The sequence below is a fragment of the Tsuneonella rigui genome (assembly GCF_003958625.1).
GTDB classification, from domain to species: domain Bacteria; phylum Pseudomonadota; class Alphaproteobacteria; order Sphingomonadales; family Sphingomonadaceae; genus Tsuneonella; species Tsuneonella rigui.
The window spans coordinates 25316-40370 of record NZ_RSEL01000026.1 but is presented as its reverse complement, the minus strand read 5'-3'; the positions used below and the strand labels follow the sequence as shown (position 1 = coordinate 40370).

At 65.7% G+C, this 15055-nt stretch carries 18 protein-coding genes; 11 read left to right on the top strand and 7 right to left on the bottom strand.

All coding sequences use genetic code 11. From position 1 onward, the window contains the following. Window positions 1-141 precede the first annotated feature (141 nt). Window positions 142-819 (top strand): polysaccharide deacetylase family protein, encoded by a 678-nt coding sequence (locus ELY12_RS11150; protein WP_164549488.1) that lies wholly within the window; start codon window positions 142-144, stop codon window positions 817-819. Between the two features lie 6 nt (window positions 820-825). On the opposite strand, the gene ELY12_RS11145 is transcribed toward ELY12_RS11150, so the two are convergent. Together ELY12_RS11145 and ELY12_RS11140 are read right to left on the bottom strand one after the other, a co-directional pair. Continuing rightward, window positions 826-1782 carry a glycosyltransferase family 2 protein gene (locus tag ELY12_RS11145; protein ID WP_126176784.1) on the bottom strand — a complete coding sequence of 319 codons (957 nt, stop codon included), beginning with the start codon at window positions 1780-1782 and terminating at the stop codon, window positions 826-828. Continuing rightward, window positions 1775-2374 carry a GNAT family N-acetyltransferase gene (locus ELY12_RS11140; protein WP_126176783.1) on the bottom strand — a complete coding sequence of 200 codons (600 nt, stop codon included), beginning with the start codon at window positions 2372-2374 and terminating at the stop codon, window positions 1775-1777. Before ELY12_RS11140 ends, ELY12_RS11145 begins: the two co-directional genes overlap by 8 nt. Window positions 2375-2703: 329 nt before the next feature. Between ELY12_RS11140 and ELY12_RS11135 the strand changes: the two genes are divergently transcribed. Next, window positions 2704-3744: a lipid II:glycine glycyltransferase FemX gene (locus tag ELY12_RS11135; protein ID WP_126176782.1), complete on the top strand. Its 1041-nt coding sequence runs from the start codon at window positions 2704-2706 to the stop codon at window positions 3742-3744. A gap of 78 nt (window positions 3745-3822) precedes the next feature. Continuing rightward, window positions 3823-4209, top strand: coding sequence for a PepSY domain-containing protein (locus ELY12_RS11130; protein WP_126176781.1), 387 nt, complete (start codon window positions 3823-3825; stop codon window positions 4207-4209). A 35-nt stretch (window positions 4210-4244) separates the two neighbouring features. Here the strand turns inward: ELY12_RS11130 and ELY12_RS11125 are convergent, their stop codons facing one another. Beyond that, a complete protein-coding gene (locus ELY12_RS11125) occupies window positions 4245-4529 on the bottom strand; it encodes a hypothetical protein (RefSeq protein WP_126176780.1) in 285 nt (94 codons plus the stop codon). A gap of 362 nt (window positions 4530-4891) precedes the next feature. Here ELY12_RS11125 and ELY12_RS11120 point away from each other — a divergent pair, with 362 nt between their 5' ends. Both ELY12_RS11120 and ELY12_RS11115 read left to right on the top strand, forming a co-directional pair. After that, window positions 4892-5968: a ribonucleotide-diphosphate reductase subunit beta gene (locus tag ELY12_RS11120; protein ID WP_126176779.1), complete on the top strand. Its 1077-nt coding sequence runs from the start codon at window positions 4892-4894 to the stop codon at window positions 5966-5968. Continuing rightward, entirely contained in the window at window positions 5968-7191 is a 1224-nt protein-coding gene (locus ELY12_RS11115) for an SIR2 family protein (protein WP_126176778.1), read from the top strand. Before ELY12_RS11120 ends, ELY12_RS11115 begins: the two co-directional genes overlap by 1 nt. A gap of 46 nt (window positions 7192-7237) precedes the next feature. Here the strand turns inward: ELY12_RS11115 and ELY12_RS11110 are convergent, their stop codons facing one another. Beyond that, the gene (locus ELY12_RS11110; RefSeq protein ID WP_126176777.1) at window positions 7238-7819 is read right to left on the bottom strand and encodes a hypothetical protein; all 582 of its coding nucleotides are present in this window, start codon (window positions 7817-7819) and stop codon (window positions 7238-7240) included. A gap of 47 nt (window positions 7820-7866) precedes the next feature. Between ELY12_RS11110 and ELY12_RS11105 the strand changes: the two genes are divergently transcribed. Beyond that, window positions 7867-8163, top strand: a complete 297-nt coding sequence (locus ELY12_RS11105; RefSeq protein WP_126176776.1) for an excalibur calcium-binding domain-containing protein — start codon at window positions 7867-7869, stop codon at window positions 8161-8163. 3 nt (window positions 8164-8166) lie between these two features. Here ELY12_RS11105 and ELY12_RS11100 read toward each other — a convergent pair whose 3' ends face one another. Further along, on the bottom strand, window positions 8167-8790 hold the full coding sequence (locus ELY12_RS11100) for a thermonuclease family protein (protein WP_126176775.1): 624 nt from the start codon (window positions 8788-8790) through the stop codon (window positions 8167-8169). Between the two features lie 103 nt (window positions 8791-8893). Between ELY12_RS11100 and ELY12_RS11095 the strand changes: the two genes are divergently transcribed. The 5 genes from ELY12_RS11095 to ELY12_RS11070 all read left to right on the top strand — a co-directional run bounded on the left by ELY12_RS11095 (window position 8894) and on the right by ELY12_RS11070 (window position 12262). Further along, a complete protein-coding gene (locus tag ELY12_RS11095; protein WP_126176774.1) occupies window positions 8894-9808 on the top strand; it encodes a sulfotransferase domain-containing protein in 915 nt (304 codons plus the stop codon). Between the two features lie 49 nt (window positions 9809-9857). Beyond that, window positions 9858-10319 (top strand): hypothetical protein, encoded by a 462-nt coding sequence (locus ELY12_RS11090; protein WP_126176773.1) that lies wholly within the window; start codon window positions 9858-9860, stop codon window positions 10317-10319. A gap of 240 nt (window positions 10320-10559) precedes the next feature. After that, window positions 10560-11402, top strand: a complete 843-nt coding sequence (locus tag ELY12_RS14670) for a PA2169 family four-helix-bundle protein (protein ID WP_241229829.1) — start codon at window positions 10560-10562, stop codon at window positions 11400-11402. Window positions 11403-11497: 95 nt separating this feature from the next. Next, window positions 11498-11728, top strand: coding sequence for a KTSC domain-containing protein (locus ELY12_RS11075; protein WP_126176772.1), 231 nt, complete (start codon window positions 11498-11500; stop codon window positions 11726-11728). Window positions 11729-11866: 138 nt separating this feature from the next. Further along, the gene (locus tag ELY12_RS11070; RefSeq protein ID WP_126176771.1) at window positions 11867-12262 is read left to right on the top strand and encodes a hypothetical protein; all 396 of its coding nucleotides are present in this window, start codon (window positions 11867-11869) and stop codon (window positions 12260-12262) included. 58 nt (window positions 12263-12320) lie between these two features. On the opposite strand, the gene ELY12_RS11065 is transcribed toward ELY12_RS11070, so the two are convergent. Next, complete coding sequence (locus tag ELY12_RS11065) at window positions 12321-12713, bottom strand: hypothetical protein (protein WP_126176770.1); 393 nt, start codon at window positions 12711-12713, stop codon at window positions 12321-12323. Between the two features lie 65 nt (window positions 12714-12778). Beyond that, window positions 12779-15040, bottom strand: coding sequence for an NADP-dependent malic enzyme (locus tag ELY12_RS11060; protein ID WP_126176769.1), 2262 nt, complete (start codon window positions 15038-15040; stop codon window positions 12779-12781). Window positions 15041-15055 lie beyond the last annotated feature (15 nt).

The window sequence follows — 15055 nt, the reverse complement described above, 5'->3', positions numbered from 1 at the left end:
CTATCGTCGTTAATTCTTTCTCCGTAACTTTGGATATGGTGCTGGACTTGCCGGCCTGTGTATTTCAGGCGGACGATCCATGTTCGAGGCAATTGTCACCATAATGGCGCCAACCGTGGCAGCCGAACCGACACGATGCCGGTGAAGGCGCGGGCGCACGTCGCGCTCAACTTTCACGGGCTGGGAGAACCGCACGCCGGCATCGACGCCGACGAGCGGCCGTTCTGGTTGGCGCGCGATGCCTTCGCCGCGATCCTCGACCGCATCGCCGCTGACCCGCATCCCGATCGGTTCGCGATCACCTTCGATGACGGCAACGCCTCCGACCTCGAAGCGGCGGAAATGCTTGCCAGCCGAGAGCTGAAGGGCCGGTTCTATGTGCTCGCTGGCCGCCTGGGTCAGCCGCACTACCTGTCGCGTGAAGATCTTCGGACGCTGGCGACTATGGGGATGACCGTCGGCCTTCACGGCCGCCACCATCTCGACTGGCGCACCCTCGACGACGCCGCACTGGAAGACGAGACCGTTCGCGCCCGCGATGAAGTGGCGCACGCGGCCGGCCGCCCCGTCGATGAGGTAGCGATTCCGTTCGGCGCCTATGACAGCCGGGTCTTCACCTGGCTGGAGCGTCATGGCTTCCGCCGCATCCTGACCAGTGATCGCGGTACCTTCGACCCAGTAGCGCGGGTGTGGAACCGCAACACAATGATGGCCGGGATGAACGCGGACGAGGTCGAGACGATACTCACCGGGAACGCGGGTCCGCTCGAACGGATGAAGCAGGCGGCATCGCGCGCCTATCGGCGCCGCTTTCGCTGATCTCAGCTACAAGCGGGTAAGCGGGCCGTCGCGCCACTCCGCCCGGCGAGCCCAGATGCCGGCCCACTCCCTCGCGCGATTGCGCCAGCGGGCGGGGGCGACGCGCGCCGCGATCCTGAAAACGGCCTTGCGCAGAGCCACGCCGCCGATCGTAGCGGCGCGCGCAACCGACCGCTCGGTACCTCTCATGTGCAGGTCCACCACCCGGAGGGTTGCCTGCAATTGGAAGATCGCCTTCTGAAGCGGGTCGCGATTGCTGGCCCCGTCGTAGTGGATGATGGTCGCGTGCGGAGTGATCATCGGGTGCGCACCGGCCGCTTGCGCACGCGCGCACAGCTCCGCCTCCTCGCCGAACATGAAGAAGCGCGGATCGAACCCGCCGAGCTCGTTCCAGAACGACCGCTCGATCAGGAACAGGCAGCCGGTGACGATATCCACTTCGCGTTCGCTGTCGCGCAACCAGCCGGGATAGGCGCGCGGATTGAGCAAGCGCGATTCGGGGAACATCGCCGACAGCCCGAGCGCCTGCGTCAGGCAGCTCCAACCGCTTAATCGCCCCCAGCACGAAGTCGGGTTGAGCGAGCCGTCGGCGTAGAGCGTGCGCCCGCCCCAGATGCGCGCCTGCGGCTCGCGCCGGCTGAACTCCATCAGCGCGTCGACCGCGCCGTTGAGCACGACGGTATCGGTATTGAGCAGCAGGAGCTTGTCGCCGCGCGCCTCTTGCGCTTGCAGATTGGTGGCGCGGGCGAAGCCCAGGTTCTCGCCGCTGTCGATCAACCTCACTTGCGGAAAAGCCTGCGCGATCGCTTCTGCCGATCCGTCGGTCGACCCGTTGTCGACCACGATGATCTCGTAGTCGGTTTGCCTGGTCTCTGCGACGACCGAGGCAAGGCACTCGAGCGTCATGTCGCGCGTATTCCAGTTGACCAGCAGGATCGACAGTTCGGGGGTCCGCTCAGGCATCGGGGCCGGCTCGGGCTTCGCGCCAGCGACTGCCGGCGACCGCGACGGGCTCGAACCCCGCCTTTTCGAAAGCGCGCTGCGCCGGGCGGTTCCACGCCATGCAATCGAGGTACACCGGTGCGCCGCCAGCGCCGCGCGCCGCCGCGAGCGAGAGCTGCGCGGCAATCCCCCGCCCCCGCGCCCACGGCGGTGTGACCACGCCGTAGATGACCCCCGCGTCAGGCTCGAGCGGAACGTACCAATCACCCGCCCGCGCGGCTGGCAGTACCCAGACCGATCCGAGCGCCCGGCCGCCTTCGATGGCGGTCCACAGCACCGCGCCCTGATTTAGGAAGTGCCTATACCAGGCCAGAGGCTGACCGTCCGAATCGAACTCGCGGAAGACCGTGTTCGGCAGCTCATCCAGCGAAGCCACACGCTCGACGCGGAGGTCGCTTTCACCGAGCCGGACGGCCTCGGGCCGCCAGCGGAATACTACCCGCCGCCGATCGAACCGCGACAGCAGATGGGTTCGCGCAATGCGCTCAAGCGCAGCGACCCACCGCCGGCGCGGGGTGGGGGGCGCGGCGAGCGGTGCGCGGAAAACATCCATCCAGCTCTCGCCCGGCTCGGCAGGTTGACGGTGGGGCGCAATGGCTTAGAGCCAGCACCCGGTGACGGGACCCTATAGGGTCTGCACTCATATCCAGCAACGGCCTGGACGGAGCGCGTTTTGGCTCAGGACAAGGAGCGAGGAGGGAGCGATGCATGCCATCGTGACCGACGAGGGACGCCGGCTTGGGCCAAAATGCGCCCGCCGCGCTGCGGTCGCGTGCAGAAGCCCGCTGGGCGCGTCGCTTGCTTGCGCGTAGCAATGGCTACGCGTCTGCGCCGCACTCCTCCCCAGCGGGCTTCTGCACGCGATCCAGGCCATTGCTGGATATGAGCGCAAACCCTGGCACCATTCGCTTGCGCACGGTCAACTTGGCCGAGGCGCAGCGCTGCAGCCGGTTGTTCGCCGATCTCGATTACACGCAGGAGCCTGGCTACGCGCTCGAAGCGGCAGCGCGCGTGGGCACGTGCGCCGAGTTCGTGGTGGTCGAGGACACTGGCGAAGCGGCTGGATTTGCTAGCGTGCGGATCAAGCCGATTCCGCTGCTCGGCGGGGGCCTTGCCTATCTGCACGGTGGCCCGGCCACGCGGCGGACGGATGAGAACTTTTCTTCGGCCGTCTGGGAGGCATGCCTCGGCGAGATCGCTCGCCACTACGCGCGCCGTAAGCTGACAGTGCGGGTCAGCGCGCCGGTCGAACAGGGGGCGAGCGGCGGCCTGGATGCCGATTACCGCGACCTCGGGTTCAAGCGCTCCGCGAACGGCGGGCGCACGATCGCGCTGGACCTGTCGCCGTCGCTCGACGAATTGCGCGCATCGCTAGCCGGCAAGTGGCGGACAGACTTGCGGCGCGGCGAGCGGGGGGATTTACGAGTGGTGCGCAGCTCTGCGCCCGAGGACATCGCGCAGTTGCAGCCGATGTTGGCTGACCTCGCCGCGCAGAAGCGGTTTGGGCTGGCGCAGGATGCGGAGTTCTACGCGCGCGCCGCGCGCCACGCTGTCCCGGATGAGCCGCCACCGTTTGTCGCACACCTCGCTTATGCCGGTGATAGGTTGGTCGGCGGCCATATCGGCGCATTCACCGGAGACACCGCGGTTTACCTGCTCGGCGCGGTCGACCCAGTGGGGCGCGAGGAGCGGGCAGCGTTCCTGCTGCAGTGGGCGGTGATCGAGCATGCTCGCGAACGCGGGCTCAAGCGCTACGATCTCGGCGGGATCGACCCCGACGCCAACCCGGATGTGTATCGGTTCAAGGGGCGCATGGGCGGGCAGGAGGTCGAGCGGCCGGCGGTGTGGGAGAAGCCCGCCGGCTTGATCGCGCCGCGGGTGATTGGTGTGGTCGAAGCGCTCCGCGGCCTCCGCGCCCACTAGACTACGAAACCAGTTGCGCCCCGACCGGCGCCGTGTCAGTTGCGCTTGCGAAGCATTTGCAACAAAAGGATTGGCGCATTGCGCAAGTGGCATCGCTGGCTGTCGGTTTTCTTCGCCGTGTTCATGCTGTGGATAGCGGTGACCGGGGTGCTCAGCCATCTCGGCGCGTGGTCGGGCGAGGCGGCTTCAGCTGGCGCGGCCGAAGTCGCGCCACCGCCGGGATTCGTCTGCCCCGAAGGTTGGCGCTGCATGCCGCCCAAGGGCGAGCGCACCGGCCTCGCGGCGCTGACCGGCTTCTTCCACCACATCCACTCAGGCTCCGAGTTCGGCAAGGCGGGCGAGGCTATCTCGTTCCTCTCCGGCCTGGCGCTGATCTTCTTCTCGGTGTCGGGGATCTGGCTCTACGTGCGCATGTGGCGCGAGCGCGCGCGGCGCGGCGCGCGGGACCGCTGGTTCTGGAAGTGACCCGAGGCGGGGTCGCCCCTCGCCTCGCCTAGCCCTTACTCCGACTGGTCGCGCCAGCTGCCGCTGTCGTCGGCGGTCTCGCCGTCGTGCTCCTCGGCGTATTCCTGCGCGGACGTGCCGGCCATGCGGTCTGGATGCTCGGGCGAATCGCCTTCGGTGGCGAAGCCGCCGTTGGCGTTCGCCGCTCTCTCCTCGGCGGTCGGCTGGCCGGCTTGGGCGCGGGCTTCGTCCTCGCGCGGGCCGGTGCGCGGTGGCTCCCCGGGGGCGCGGTTCTGGGTATTGGTGATGACGCGCGAGTCTTCGGGTTCGAGTTCGGACATGACGTGCTCTCCTTCCCCCTTCCAACGCGCCCGCCACGCGCTAGGTCCCGCGCAAACCAAAACGCCCCTCCCGGTTAGGAGAGGGGCGCGAGGGTGCGGACAATGCCCGCGAAAAGGGGAAAATTCGGGCACGCCCGCGGTTTTCCCTCATTGCAGCCGGTAGGGCTCGATCCGTGCCGGCCGTTAACCAGTGAACCGTTGACGAGACCGGCGGTTCCGTTCCGCCTCAAGCAGCCGCCGGGCGGTAGGCGATAAGCACTTTATCCCCGCCTCAATCTTGCGATTTGGCTTCGAATCAGCGGCCTGAAACCCTATATTGAGGGTTCGCGCCAGCACGCCGCCAGTCGCACAGGAACCACAACATGTCGTTGCTCGAAGCCCGCAAGACCTACAAGCCCTTCGAATACCCGTGGGCCTACGACTTCTGGAAGCGCCAGCAGCAGGTCCACTGGCTGCCGGAAGAAGTGCCGCTGGGCGAGGACTGCCGCGACTGGGCGCAGAAGCTCTCCGATCACGAGCGCAACCTTCTCACGCAGATCTTCCGCTTCTTCACCCAGGCCGATATCGAGGTGCAGGATTGCTACCACGACAAGTACGGCCGGGTGTTCAAGCCGACCGAGATCAAGATGATGCTGACCGCGTTCAGCAACATGGAGACGGTCCACATCGCCGCCTACAGCCACCTGCTCGACACGATCGGCATGCCCGAGAGCGAGTACGGCATGTTCCTCGAGTACCAGGAGATGCGCGATAAGCACGATTACCTCGCGCAGTTCGGGGTCGATAGCGACGAGGATATCGCCCGCACGCTCGCCATGTTCGGCGGCTTCACCGAAGGGCTGCAGCTGTTCGCCAGCTTCGCGATGCTGATGAACTTCCCGCGCTTCAACAAGATGAAGGGCATGGGCCAGATCGTCAGCTGGTCGGTCCGCGACGAAAGCCTGCACTGCGAAGGCATCACCCGCCTGTTCCACGCCTTCGTGGCCGAACGCCAGTGCCTGACCAAGGCGGTCAAGGAAGACATCCTCGACATGTGCCAGAAGACGGTGCGGCTGGAGGACGCCTTCATCGACCTCGCGTTCGAGCAGGGCCCGGTCCCCGGCATGAGCGCCAAGGAGATCAAGCGCTACATCCGCTACATCGCCGACTGGCGCCTGGGGCAGCTGGGCTTCCAGCCGATCTACATGGTCGAGGACCACCCCCTCCCCTGGCTCGCCCCGCTCTTGAACGGCGTGGAGCACGCCAACTTCTTCGAAACCCGCGCCACCGAATACTCCAAGGCCGCCACCCGCGGAAACTGGGGCGACGTGTGGTCGAGCTTCGACAGCCGCCAGAAGGCGAAGGCGGGGGATGGCGCGAACGACCTCGGCGAAGCCGCGGCGGACGCGAGCGAGCCGGGGCTGTTCGGGGATGACGCCGGGGCTGTGGCCGCGGAGTAGTGGCGGGGAAGCCTCTCGCGCTTCTGGGGGCCGGCGCTTCAATCGACGCCGGACTTCTCAATACTTTCGATCTGACGCAGGAGGTTTACAACTACCTCGTCGCGCGTGGCTATCCGGAAGGTCATCTCTTCGGATACGTGATCTCCAAACTGTTAGTCCGTGCCACCCGGAACGGCGGATCGCCTTTCCAGCGGGTTGATGTCGAAACTGCCTACGATGCGGTAAAACAATTTCTTAGGCGCGACTCGAACGTATTGTCAGAGTTTGTGACTGGGTGGGATGATCTTAGGGCCTTTGGCGATCGGCCTGAGCCGTTTGATGAAGGTGAATTTCGGAGCAGCTTTTATGACATTCTTGAACGAAGACCGTCACGTTCTTTGACTAGCACGAACGCGATTGCGTACTCAATCAACCGCCACGCCATCGAAAATATTTCTCATACACTTGGACGCTCACTTCGTGGAACTGGATCGCCTGCTTATGATGCTGATCGGTTTATCGAAGTCTTGGTCAGACTCCTTACACCTCGAGAGGAAAGCTATTCCTATGTAGAGCGGCTGCTCGAACATGCATCTGATCGCTTCAGCTGCATCGGGAGCCTGAATTACGATTTGCTTTTGGAGCGTTCTGCAAAGTCGCGCGGCATCTCGATAGATTACGGGCTACGCAGCTGGAACCTGCGCCGATATATCAAATTCTATGATGGCGAAATCAAACTTATCAAATTGCACGGATCACTTAATTGGTATTTAGAAAATTTCGACGATATCGAAGTGTCCGACCGATTACTGCCAAATAAGAAACACGCTCTTATTTTTGGCGGGCAAGCGGAGAAGCTTTTCTCCGATGGTCCGTTTTTAGCACTTCGTCATTCGTTCTTTGAACAGCTGAGGCAGTCTAACATTCTTCTTGTTGCCGGCTACTCCTTTGGCGACCAACACGTCAATGCGATGATTAGAGCTTGGATGCGCACAAGACGTCAAGCGAAGCTGATCGTTATAAATCCCGGCTTAGACAAGAGAGCACTTGATGTCTTTGCTCACCGCCAGCGAGTTAGCTCAGGCGAGGCGGCAAAGGCGCACGTCGAGATCCGTCTAATTGAGGAGCCATTTGCGGAAGGATTGAACGAGGCTCTTCACGAATGCATGATCTCGGCTGATCCGACCAGGTCACCACTCACCAGCGAAGTGCTTGAACGGTTATCCAGTCGGGACGCGCCTTGAGTCAACGCAACCACGAGGACTTTGACGCTGGTAGTACGGGCCGTGATCAGGCCGTTTCTTTCGAGACCCAACGCCCCTTCGGCACCGCATAACTGTCGATCCGCCGCTCGGGTACCTCGTGCCAGCCGACGTTCACCGCCCATAGCTTCGGGAAGAAATGCAGCGACGAATAAGGCAGCATTTCGTCGATCCAGCGCGCCAGTACTTGCCAGCCGCCCTCCTCCGGGTACACGTCGGCGAAGTCGGGGATGACGATGCAAGCCATCGCGCCCTTGTGGCCGTTCGCGTCGAGGCGGTCCCAGATGTGGCGGGCGTTGTTCGCCTCGTTGCTTGCGCAGGTGTAGCCGGTCTTGCCCGCCTTTTGCATCGCATTGCCGAGCGCATTTACCTCCGCAGAGCGATAGGCGCTTCGGATCGTGATCCGCCCCCAGCGTTCCTGAATCGGCTCGAGCAAATCCTCACACAGCCGAGTGCCAACCTCGATCGCGAGGTCCGGGTCGTCGGGCGCGTTGAGTAGCCCGTGCACTTGCGCGATTTCCGACATGAGCATCTCGCGCATGAAGAAGTGCTTCGACAGCCGCACCCGTCCGAGCTTGTCGAGCGCTTCGACTGTCGCGGGTTTCTTCATTCCATGCCCTTCACGGCTCGCAAACTATTGACGTTTATCTTCACCGTATGCGCCGTCGTAATCAACGCCTTGGGAAGAACCGTCACCGACGTGACCAGATCTCCTACGCGGACATAGCGATTTACGCAGCGATGGCATTCGCAGGTGTGTGGTTCCTGTATCCGCAGGTGGAAGTCATGCTAATGAGCCCTGAAGAGCGCGCCGCAATCGAAAACAGCGTGACCTATAGCGGCTGCAGCGAAGCAAGCGCTGCGGGCGCGGCCCCCATTCGTCGCGGGGAGCCAGGCTATCGCGACTATTTCGACGGTGATAGCGATGGGATCGCGTGCGAAAGTTGGGGCTGAGCCTCAACACCACCCACCCCTGAACCCGCCGTCATAGCCCCGCGCGCCGCCGTGGGCTTGCATCCAGTCGGCCAGCCGCTCCTCGCTGCCGTCGGGCCTCGTGCGCTTTACGATGGCGAGGGTGCGGCCGTAGCGGTCGGTGGGCTGGTCGAGCCGGGTGGTGATCTGGAACGCCCCGGCGCTGAGCCAGCCTTGCAGCGCCGTGGTCGAGGCCTCGGCCCGCGCCGCCTCGGCCGGGCAGCGGGCGTGGACCTCGGCGGTGTCGATGCCGGTCACGCGGTACTTGGTGTCGCCCAGCTTGAAGGTGTCGCCGTCGATCACGCAGAACGTCCCTCGGCCCGGCCCGCAGCGGGTGAACACGCCTTCGATCCGGTCGGGCGCGCTCTGCAGGAAGCCGGGCGGCTCGTAGAAGCCGGGCGTCTGGTAGAGCAGCGCGATCGTCACCAGCGCGATGAGAAACAGGATCGGGCGCATCTCGAACCACTCCTGCCGCCAGCTCTTGCCCGGCCGCCGAAAGCGCGCCGGCTTCACGCCATAAGCCGCAGGCTTGGTCCAGCGGCTGCGCTTGCGGAAGCGAACGACGTTGCCGCTGTCTTTCGGCCAAGGGTTGCGCGGCAGGCGAGCCATCCTAGCACGCTAGCGCGCCGCGCCCTCACGCCAAGCCGTTTTCACTTGAGCGCCGCCGTGGCATAGTGCGGGCGCAGGGTCGCCTCGGGGGGAGGCAACGCACATGACCGTAGGGCTGGGAAGGCGCGCGCGCAGCGTCGAGGAATTCGGCATCAACGTCGGCGCGATCATGGCCGAGCCGCTGCAGCACTTCCGCCCGCTCGAGAACGAGCCCGGCGACGTGTTCATCGCCTGCTGGGCCAAGAGCGGCACCACCATGATGCAGCAGATGTTCCACCAGCTGCGCACGGTCGCCGCCACGGCCAGGGGCGAGATGGACTTCGACGATATCAGCCGGGTGGTCCCGTGGGAGGATTCCGCCCCGCTGATCGATCACGACATCAACGGCCCGCAGCGCGCGCAACCGCGCGGCTTCAAGAGCCACCGCGAGTACGAGCGGCTGCCCGCCGGCATGCGCTACGTCGTCACGCTGCGCGATCCCAAGGAGACGTACTGTTCCTTCTACCGCTTCTTCGACGGCTGGCACATCGAGCGGGGCGCATTGAGCCTCGAGGAGTTCTTCCCGCTGTGGCTGGGCGGCGGGCCCAACGGGTGCGACTACTTCACCCACTTGCTTAGCTGGTACGCCCGCCGCGAAGAGCCCGACACGCTGCTGGCGACTTATCGCTGGGCCGCGCGCAACCGCGGGGCGATGATCCGCCGGCTCGCCGCGTTCCTTGGCCTCGCGGTGAGCGACGAGGATGTCGCAGAAGTCGAGGGGATGACCGCGCGCGAGTTCATGTACGCGCACAAGGACCGCTTCGACGATGCGATGGTCTGCGCCGCGCTCGAACGGCGGATCGGGGTGCCGGCCGATAGCGATTCGACCAAGGTGCAGCAGGTCGCCAGCGATGCTTCCGTGCTGCCGCCCTCCGTCGCCGCGCAGATCGACGCGCTGTGGGCGGAGCGAGTGGCGCCAGTCACCGGGCACGCCGACTGGGCCTCGCTCGCGGCGGAGGTCGAGCGGCTGGGGTCATAGGACTCGGAAGCATTTTCCTACACGCGGGATTTCTGCTCCACCCTGCGGGATGAAGCACTGGCCACCACCCTCGCCCCCGCGCCCGCCGCGACCGCGCCTTTCGCTGTTCCAGTTCCACCCCGTGCCCGTCGGCCGCCGCGCCGATGGGTGGACGCCCGCGCGGCAGGGGGCCTTCATCGGCCACCTCGCCGAAACGCGCTCGGTCATCGCTGCCTGTCGGCGGGTGAAGATGGGACGGGAGAGCGCCTATCGCCTGCGCCGGCGCCGCGGCGCGGCGGGATTTGCCGCGGCGTGGGACAAGGCGCTGGGAAAGCCGCACACGCCTGTGGACTTGGCCTCGCCGAAGTCCACAGGGCTCCACGCCGGATACCGCAGCAAGGTGGGGATCATGCAGGTGCGGATGTTCGCCGGGCGCTACCGCGGAACCTATTGGAAACCCGACAATAATGCCCTCCTCAGCCATCTCGCGCAGCTCGATCGGGCGTGCCGCGAGATCGACGAAGGAGGGTGAAAGTCACAGTGTTCTGAGGGCGGTTATGCGTGACAGGTCAGGCGCGAGGTTGCCGCGCGATTGACGGGGCGGCGGACGCCACGGTAGTCTCGCTCCGTTCACGCCAGGAAAGCGAACATGAAGGAAACTGCCGCCCGCTTAGCCGACGCCGGGACTTGCCGTCCCGCCAGCGTCGAGCCGCACGCCTCCCGCGCCAATCGGCGCGCGCGTGCTGTTGCTGTGCCAGCAGGGGCCATTCCAGTGAACGTTTCGAAACACGAACAGCGCGTGCTCCACGCGCTCGCGCAAGGCGGCGCGATCCATCACTTACGCGACGAAGGCGGGCGGATCGTCGCCGCCGACTGCATCACCCGCGACGGCTTCGTGCTGCCGGACTGCACCCTCGCGGTGTTCCGGCGCCTGAAGCAGCGCGGATTGATCGCCAGCCACGGCGGGCGGCCCTACGCCACCACGCGGCTGGGGCTGTTGGCGGTCCGCGCGCAGCTCGACAACCGGTTAGCGGGCCGGATCGACGATCCGTGCGGGGCAGCCGATCAGCGGGCGGAACATCCGGGCGCGGCAAACGCTCTAGGGGCACCAACCCTCTTCGCGAAGGATCGCACACTCATGGAAAACGACGCCTACACCCGCACCGGCAGCGCCGACGCGACCGACACCGCCGAGCTCAACACCCTCATCGGCACGCTGATCGATTCGATCGAAGGCTACCAGAAGGCCGCCGCCGACACCGAGAACAGCCGCTTTGCCGAGATGTTCAATGCCCGCGCGCAGGAACGCCAGCAGGCGCTGACCGGCCTGCAGGCCGCGGTCGCTCGGCTCGGCGGCAACCCCGAGGATGACGGCACCACCGCCGGCGCCGTCCACCGCGGGTGGATCAACCTCAAGGAAGCGGTGCTCGGCCGCGACGACGAAGCGATCGTCAACTCGGTCGAGAGCGGCGAGGACTACCTGAAGGAGAAGTTCGAGGCCGCGCTGCGCCACACCGATCTGCCTGCCGAAGCCCGCTCGGCGGTCGAACAGGCCTGGCAGTCGGTCAAGGCCGGCCACGACGAGATGAGCCAGCTCAAGCACGCGATCAGCTAAGCGTTTATCGCATGACAACGGGTGGCGCCTCCCCTCACGGGGAGGCGCCGCTCTCGCGTTCGGGCACTTGGTGACATGCGCCGCGTTGAAGGGCCATGCCGTCGACCGCGATTCGCCGCTACGTCTACCGGCCCGATGCCGGCGCGCTCGACATCGAGTTCATCACCGGGCGGGTCTATCGCTACTTCGCCGTCCCGCCGACCGTCGCCGAGGGGTTCAGCCGGGTCCGATCGAAGGGCGGCTATTTCAACCGAGCGTTGCGCAACCGGTTCGACTTCGTCCGGCTGCCGGGATGGGACGATCCTGACAATATTGCCGCAGATTAGGTTTCACTAACGCGCTCAACGACTTGGCGCTCGCCGCGGGCCCTTTGGCGCTTGGCCTGCAACCGCTGACCTTTCGCATCATTGAGGCGATGTGCCCGGTATGACCGGGCGACCCACGAAGATCGAAGGAGAGCGGTGATGAACCAGAACAACGGCAACGACGCCAATCGCAGTCAGCAGTCGGGCGGCAACGATGGTCGCGGTCAGCAGTCCGGGCAGATGAACCAGCAGTCGGGTGGCCAGGGCCAACAAGAGCAGCAGTCAGGCAACCAGAACGCTGGTCAGCAGAGTGGGCAACAGGAACAGCAATCCGGTGGCCAGGGCTATGGCGGCCAGCAGAGCGGTCAGCAGGAGCAAGGGCAGCAGCAGGGCGGAATGGGCGGCGACCAGAGCAGCCGCAACAGCGGCGACTTCGGCGAAGAGAGCCTACGCTCGGACCAGGCCTCGCAGGAGGAATGGGACAGCGATTCGGGCAACTCGGAGCTCGACCGCGACAGCCGCAGCCAGCAGGATTTCGGCTCGAACGGCGAGTAATCGCTCAGCCCGAATGGTGAAGGCGGCCGCTCTCTGAGTGAGGGCGGCCGCTTCGCTGTCAGGCTGCGGCGTCAGGCTCGGGCCGAAAGCGTCGCCGCAACGGAACGACTTCGGCGACAGGCACCGGCAGTGCCGTGCGCTTCGCCAGCTCTAGTTGCTCGTCATCCAGCGGCCCGGCGAAGGCGATCCCCGCGCTGCCACGTTTGACCCACCGGAGCCTGCCAGCAATCGGTCCGATCTGGCCCAGCCACAGCTGCAACGGATCGGTCTTGGTCACCGCCGAGGTAATCCCCTTCACCCGGCAACCGCGCGCGTCGAGGTCGAGCACCGCGATGATCTCCGCCTCGCCCTTGCCCACGCTGCAGCGGCCTTCGAGCGACACGAACTCCCGCGGTCCGGCCCGGGGCCCGGTGTAGTGCGTCACGAGCTTGGGTCGGTTGAGCTTGGCCATCGCCGCACCCTTCGCGGCCGAGGGTTAACGATCGCCTGCAACAACGCGGTTAAATGCGACCGAGGTCAGCCCACAACCCCAGCCGCGGCCAGCACCGCCAGCGTCAGCACATCAGGCGCAAGCGCAGTCATCGGAGCGATCTGCACCGGCTTCTCCATGCCCACCATCATCGGTCCGATGGTGCTCGCGCCCGCCAGCTCGCGCAGCAGCTTCGCCGAGAGGTTGGCTGACTGCAGGCCCGGCATGATCAACACGTTCGCGGGGGCCGAGAGGCGGCTGAACGGATAGAGCTCCATCACCTTGGGATTGAGCGCGGCATCGGGGGCCATCTCGCCCTCGTACTCGAAACCCGGGTTCTCGGCGTCGAGGATCGCCACGGCCTCGCGGATGTTGTCGAGCCAGCGGCCCGCCGGATTCCCGAAGGTGGAGTAGCTGAGGAACGCCACCCGCGGCTCATGACCCAGCCGCTTGGCGACCGCTGCGGTCTCGCGGGCGATGTGGGCAAGCTGCTCCGCGCTTGGCCGCTCGTTGATCGTCGTGTCGGCGAGGAACACGGTGTAGTTCTTGCCGATCATCAGGTGGATGCCGAAGGGGACGGAGCCCTCCTTGGCGTCGATCACCAGGCTCACCTCACGCATCGACTGCGCGAAGGTGCGGGTGAGACCGGTGATCAGCGCATCGCCGTGACCGAGCGCCACCAGGAGCGCGGCGAACACGTTGCGGTCCTGGTTCACGATCCGCCGGACATCGCGCAGCGTGCGGCCGCGGCGCTGGAGCCGCTCGTAGAGATACTCTACCATCTGCGGGACAAGGTGGCTGTCGGCCGAGTTCTGGATCTCGAACCCACCCGGGTCGCTCGCGCCGAGCATGTGCAGCTTGTCGACCACCGCCTTGGTCCGCCCGACCAGGATCGGGGTGCCGTAGCCGAAATCACGGAACTGGATCGCTGCACGCAGGACCACGTCCTCCTCGGCTTCGGCGAACACCATCCGCTTGGGATTGGCCTTGGCATCCTCGTAAACGCGCGTGAGGACCGAAGTGGTCGGGTTGAGCCGGGCCTTCAGGCTCTGGCGATAGGCGGCCATGTCGGCGATCGGCGCCTTGGCCACACCGCTGTTCATCGCCGCCTGCGCGACTGCCGACGACACCACCTCCATCAGCCGCGGATCGAACGGTGCAGGGATGATGTAGTCGGTGCCGAACTTGTGATTGACGCCGTACGCTGCCGCGACCTCGTCGGGCACCCGCTCGCGGGCCAACGAGGCGATCGCCTCGGCGGCGGCGATCTTCATCTCCTCGTTGATCGCGGTCGCCTGCACATCGAGCGCGCCGCGGAAGATGAAGGGGAATCCTAGTACGTTGTTGACCTGGTTCGGGTAGTCCGACCGCCCGGTGGCGATGATCGCATCGGGGCGGACCGCCTTGGCGTCCTCGGGCCGGATTTCCGGATCGGGGTTGGCCATCGCGAAGATGATCGGCTTGTCGGCCATCTTCTCGACCCACGCCGGCTTGAGCGCGTCCTTGGCGGAGAGGCCGAGGAACACGTCCGCCCCGACCAGCGCCTCCTCCAGGCTGCGCGCCTGGGTGACGGTGGCGTGCGCACTCTTCCACTGGTCGACTCCGTCGCGGCCCGGATAGATCGGACCGGAGCGGTCGCACACGATCACCTGGTCGCTCGGCACCCCCAGCGCCTTGATCAGCGCGGTGCAGGCGAGCGCGCTCGCGCCGGCGCCGTTCACCACCATGCGCACGTCCTTGAGGCTGCGGCCGGTAAGGTAACAGGCGTTGATGAGGCCGGCGGCGGCGATTATCGCGGTGCCGTGCTGGTCGTCGTGCATGACCGGAATGTTCATCCGCTCGCGCAGAGCCTGCTCGATGACGAAGCATTCGGGCGCGGCGATGTCTTCGAGATTGATGCCGCCGAAGCTCGGCTCCATCAGCGCGACCGCCTCGATGAACTTGTCGGGGTCCTCGGTCGCAAGCTCGATGTCTATCGAATCGACATCGGCGAAGCGCTTGAACAGCACCGCCTTGCCTTCCATCACGGGCTTGGCGGCGAGCGCGCCGAGGTTGCCCATGCCGAGGATGGCGGTGCCGTTGGTGATAACCGCGACCAGGTTAGAGCGCGCGGTGTACCTCGCAGCATTGGCGGGATCGTCGGCGATGGCCTGGACCGGGGCCGCGACACCCGGCGAATAGGCGAGGCTCAAATCGCGCTGGGTCGCCATCGGCTTCGACGGGACGATCTCGATCTTACCGGGGCGGATCGTCTCGTGGTAGAACAGCGCCTCGCGGGCGGTGAAGGCGGTGGGCTTGTCGTCGGCCAATGGGCACCCTTTCGT

What these genes read in the sequence shown, in the direction of transcription:
- ELY12_RS11120 (WP_126176779.1), top strand. Translation starts at nt 4,892, where the DNA reads ATGTCGTTGCTCGAAGCCCGCAAGACCTACAAGCCCTTCGAATACCCG.
- ELY12_RS11105 (WP_126176776.1), top strand. Translation starts at nt 7,867, where the DNA reads ATGCGCCGTCGTAATCAACGCCTTGGGAAGAACCGTCACCGACGTGAC.
- ELY12_RS11125 (WP_126176780.1), bottom strand. Translation starts at nt 4,529, where the DNA reads ATGTCCGAACTCGAACCCGAAGACTCGCGCGTCATCACCAATACCCAG.
- ELY12_RS11140 (WP_126176783.1), bottom strand. Translation starts at nt 2,374, where the DNA reads ATGGATGTTTTCCGCGCACCGCTCGCCGCGCCCCCCACCCCGCGCCGG.
- ELY12_RS11100 (WP_126176775.1), bottom strand. Translation starts at nt 8,790, where the DNA reads ATGGCTCGCCTGCCGCGCAACCCTTGGCCGAAAGACAGCGGCAACGTC.
- ELY12_RS11065 (WP_126176770.1), bottom strand. Translation starts at nt 12,713, where the DNA reads ATGGCCAAGCTCAACCGACCCAAGCTCGTGACGCACTACACCGGGCCC.
- ELY12_RS11110 (WP_126176777.1), bottom strand. Translation starts at nt 7,819, where the DNA reads ATGAAGAAACCCGCGACAGTCGAAGCGCTCGACAAGCTCGGACGGGTG.
- ELY12_RS11145 (WP_126176784.1), bottom strand. Translation starts at nt 1,782, where the DNA reads ATGCCTGAGCGGACCCCCGAACTGTCGATCCTGCTGGTCAACTGGAAT.
- ELY12_RS11135 (WP_126176782.1), top strand. Translation starts at nt 2,704, where the DNA reads ATGAGCGCAAACCCTGGCACCATTCGCTTGCGCACGGTCAACTTGGCC.
- ELY12_RS11070 (WP_126176771.1), top strand. Translation starts at nt 11,867, where the DNA reads ATGAACCAGAACAACGGCAACGACGCCAATCGCAGTCAGCAGTCGGGC.
- ELY12_RS11075 (WP_126176772.1), top strand. Translation starts at nt 11,498, where the DNA reads ATGCCGTCGACCGCGATTCGCCGCTACGTCTACCGGCCCGATGCCGGC.
- ELY12_RS11090 (WP_126176773.1), top strand. Translation starts at nt 9,858, where the DNA reads ATGAAGCACTGGCCACCACCCTCGCCCCCGCGCCCGCCGCGACCGCGC.
- ELY12_RS11095 (WP_126176774.1), top strand. Translation starts at nt 8,894, where the DNA reads ATGACCGTAGGGCTGGGAAGGCGCGCGCGCAGCGTCGAGGAATTCGGC.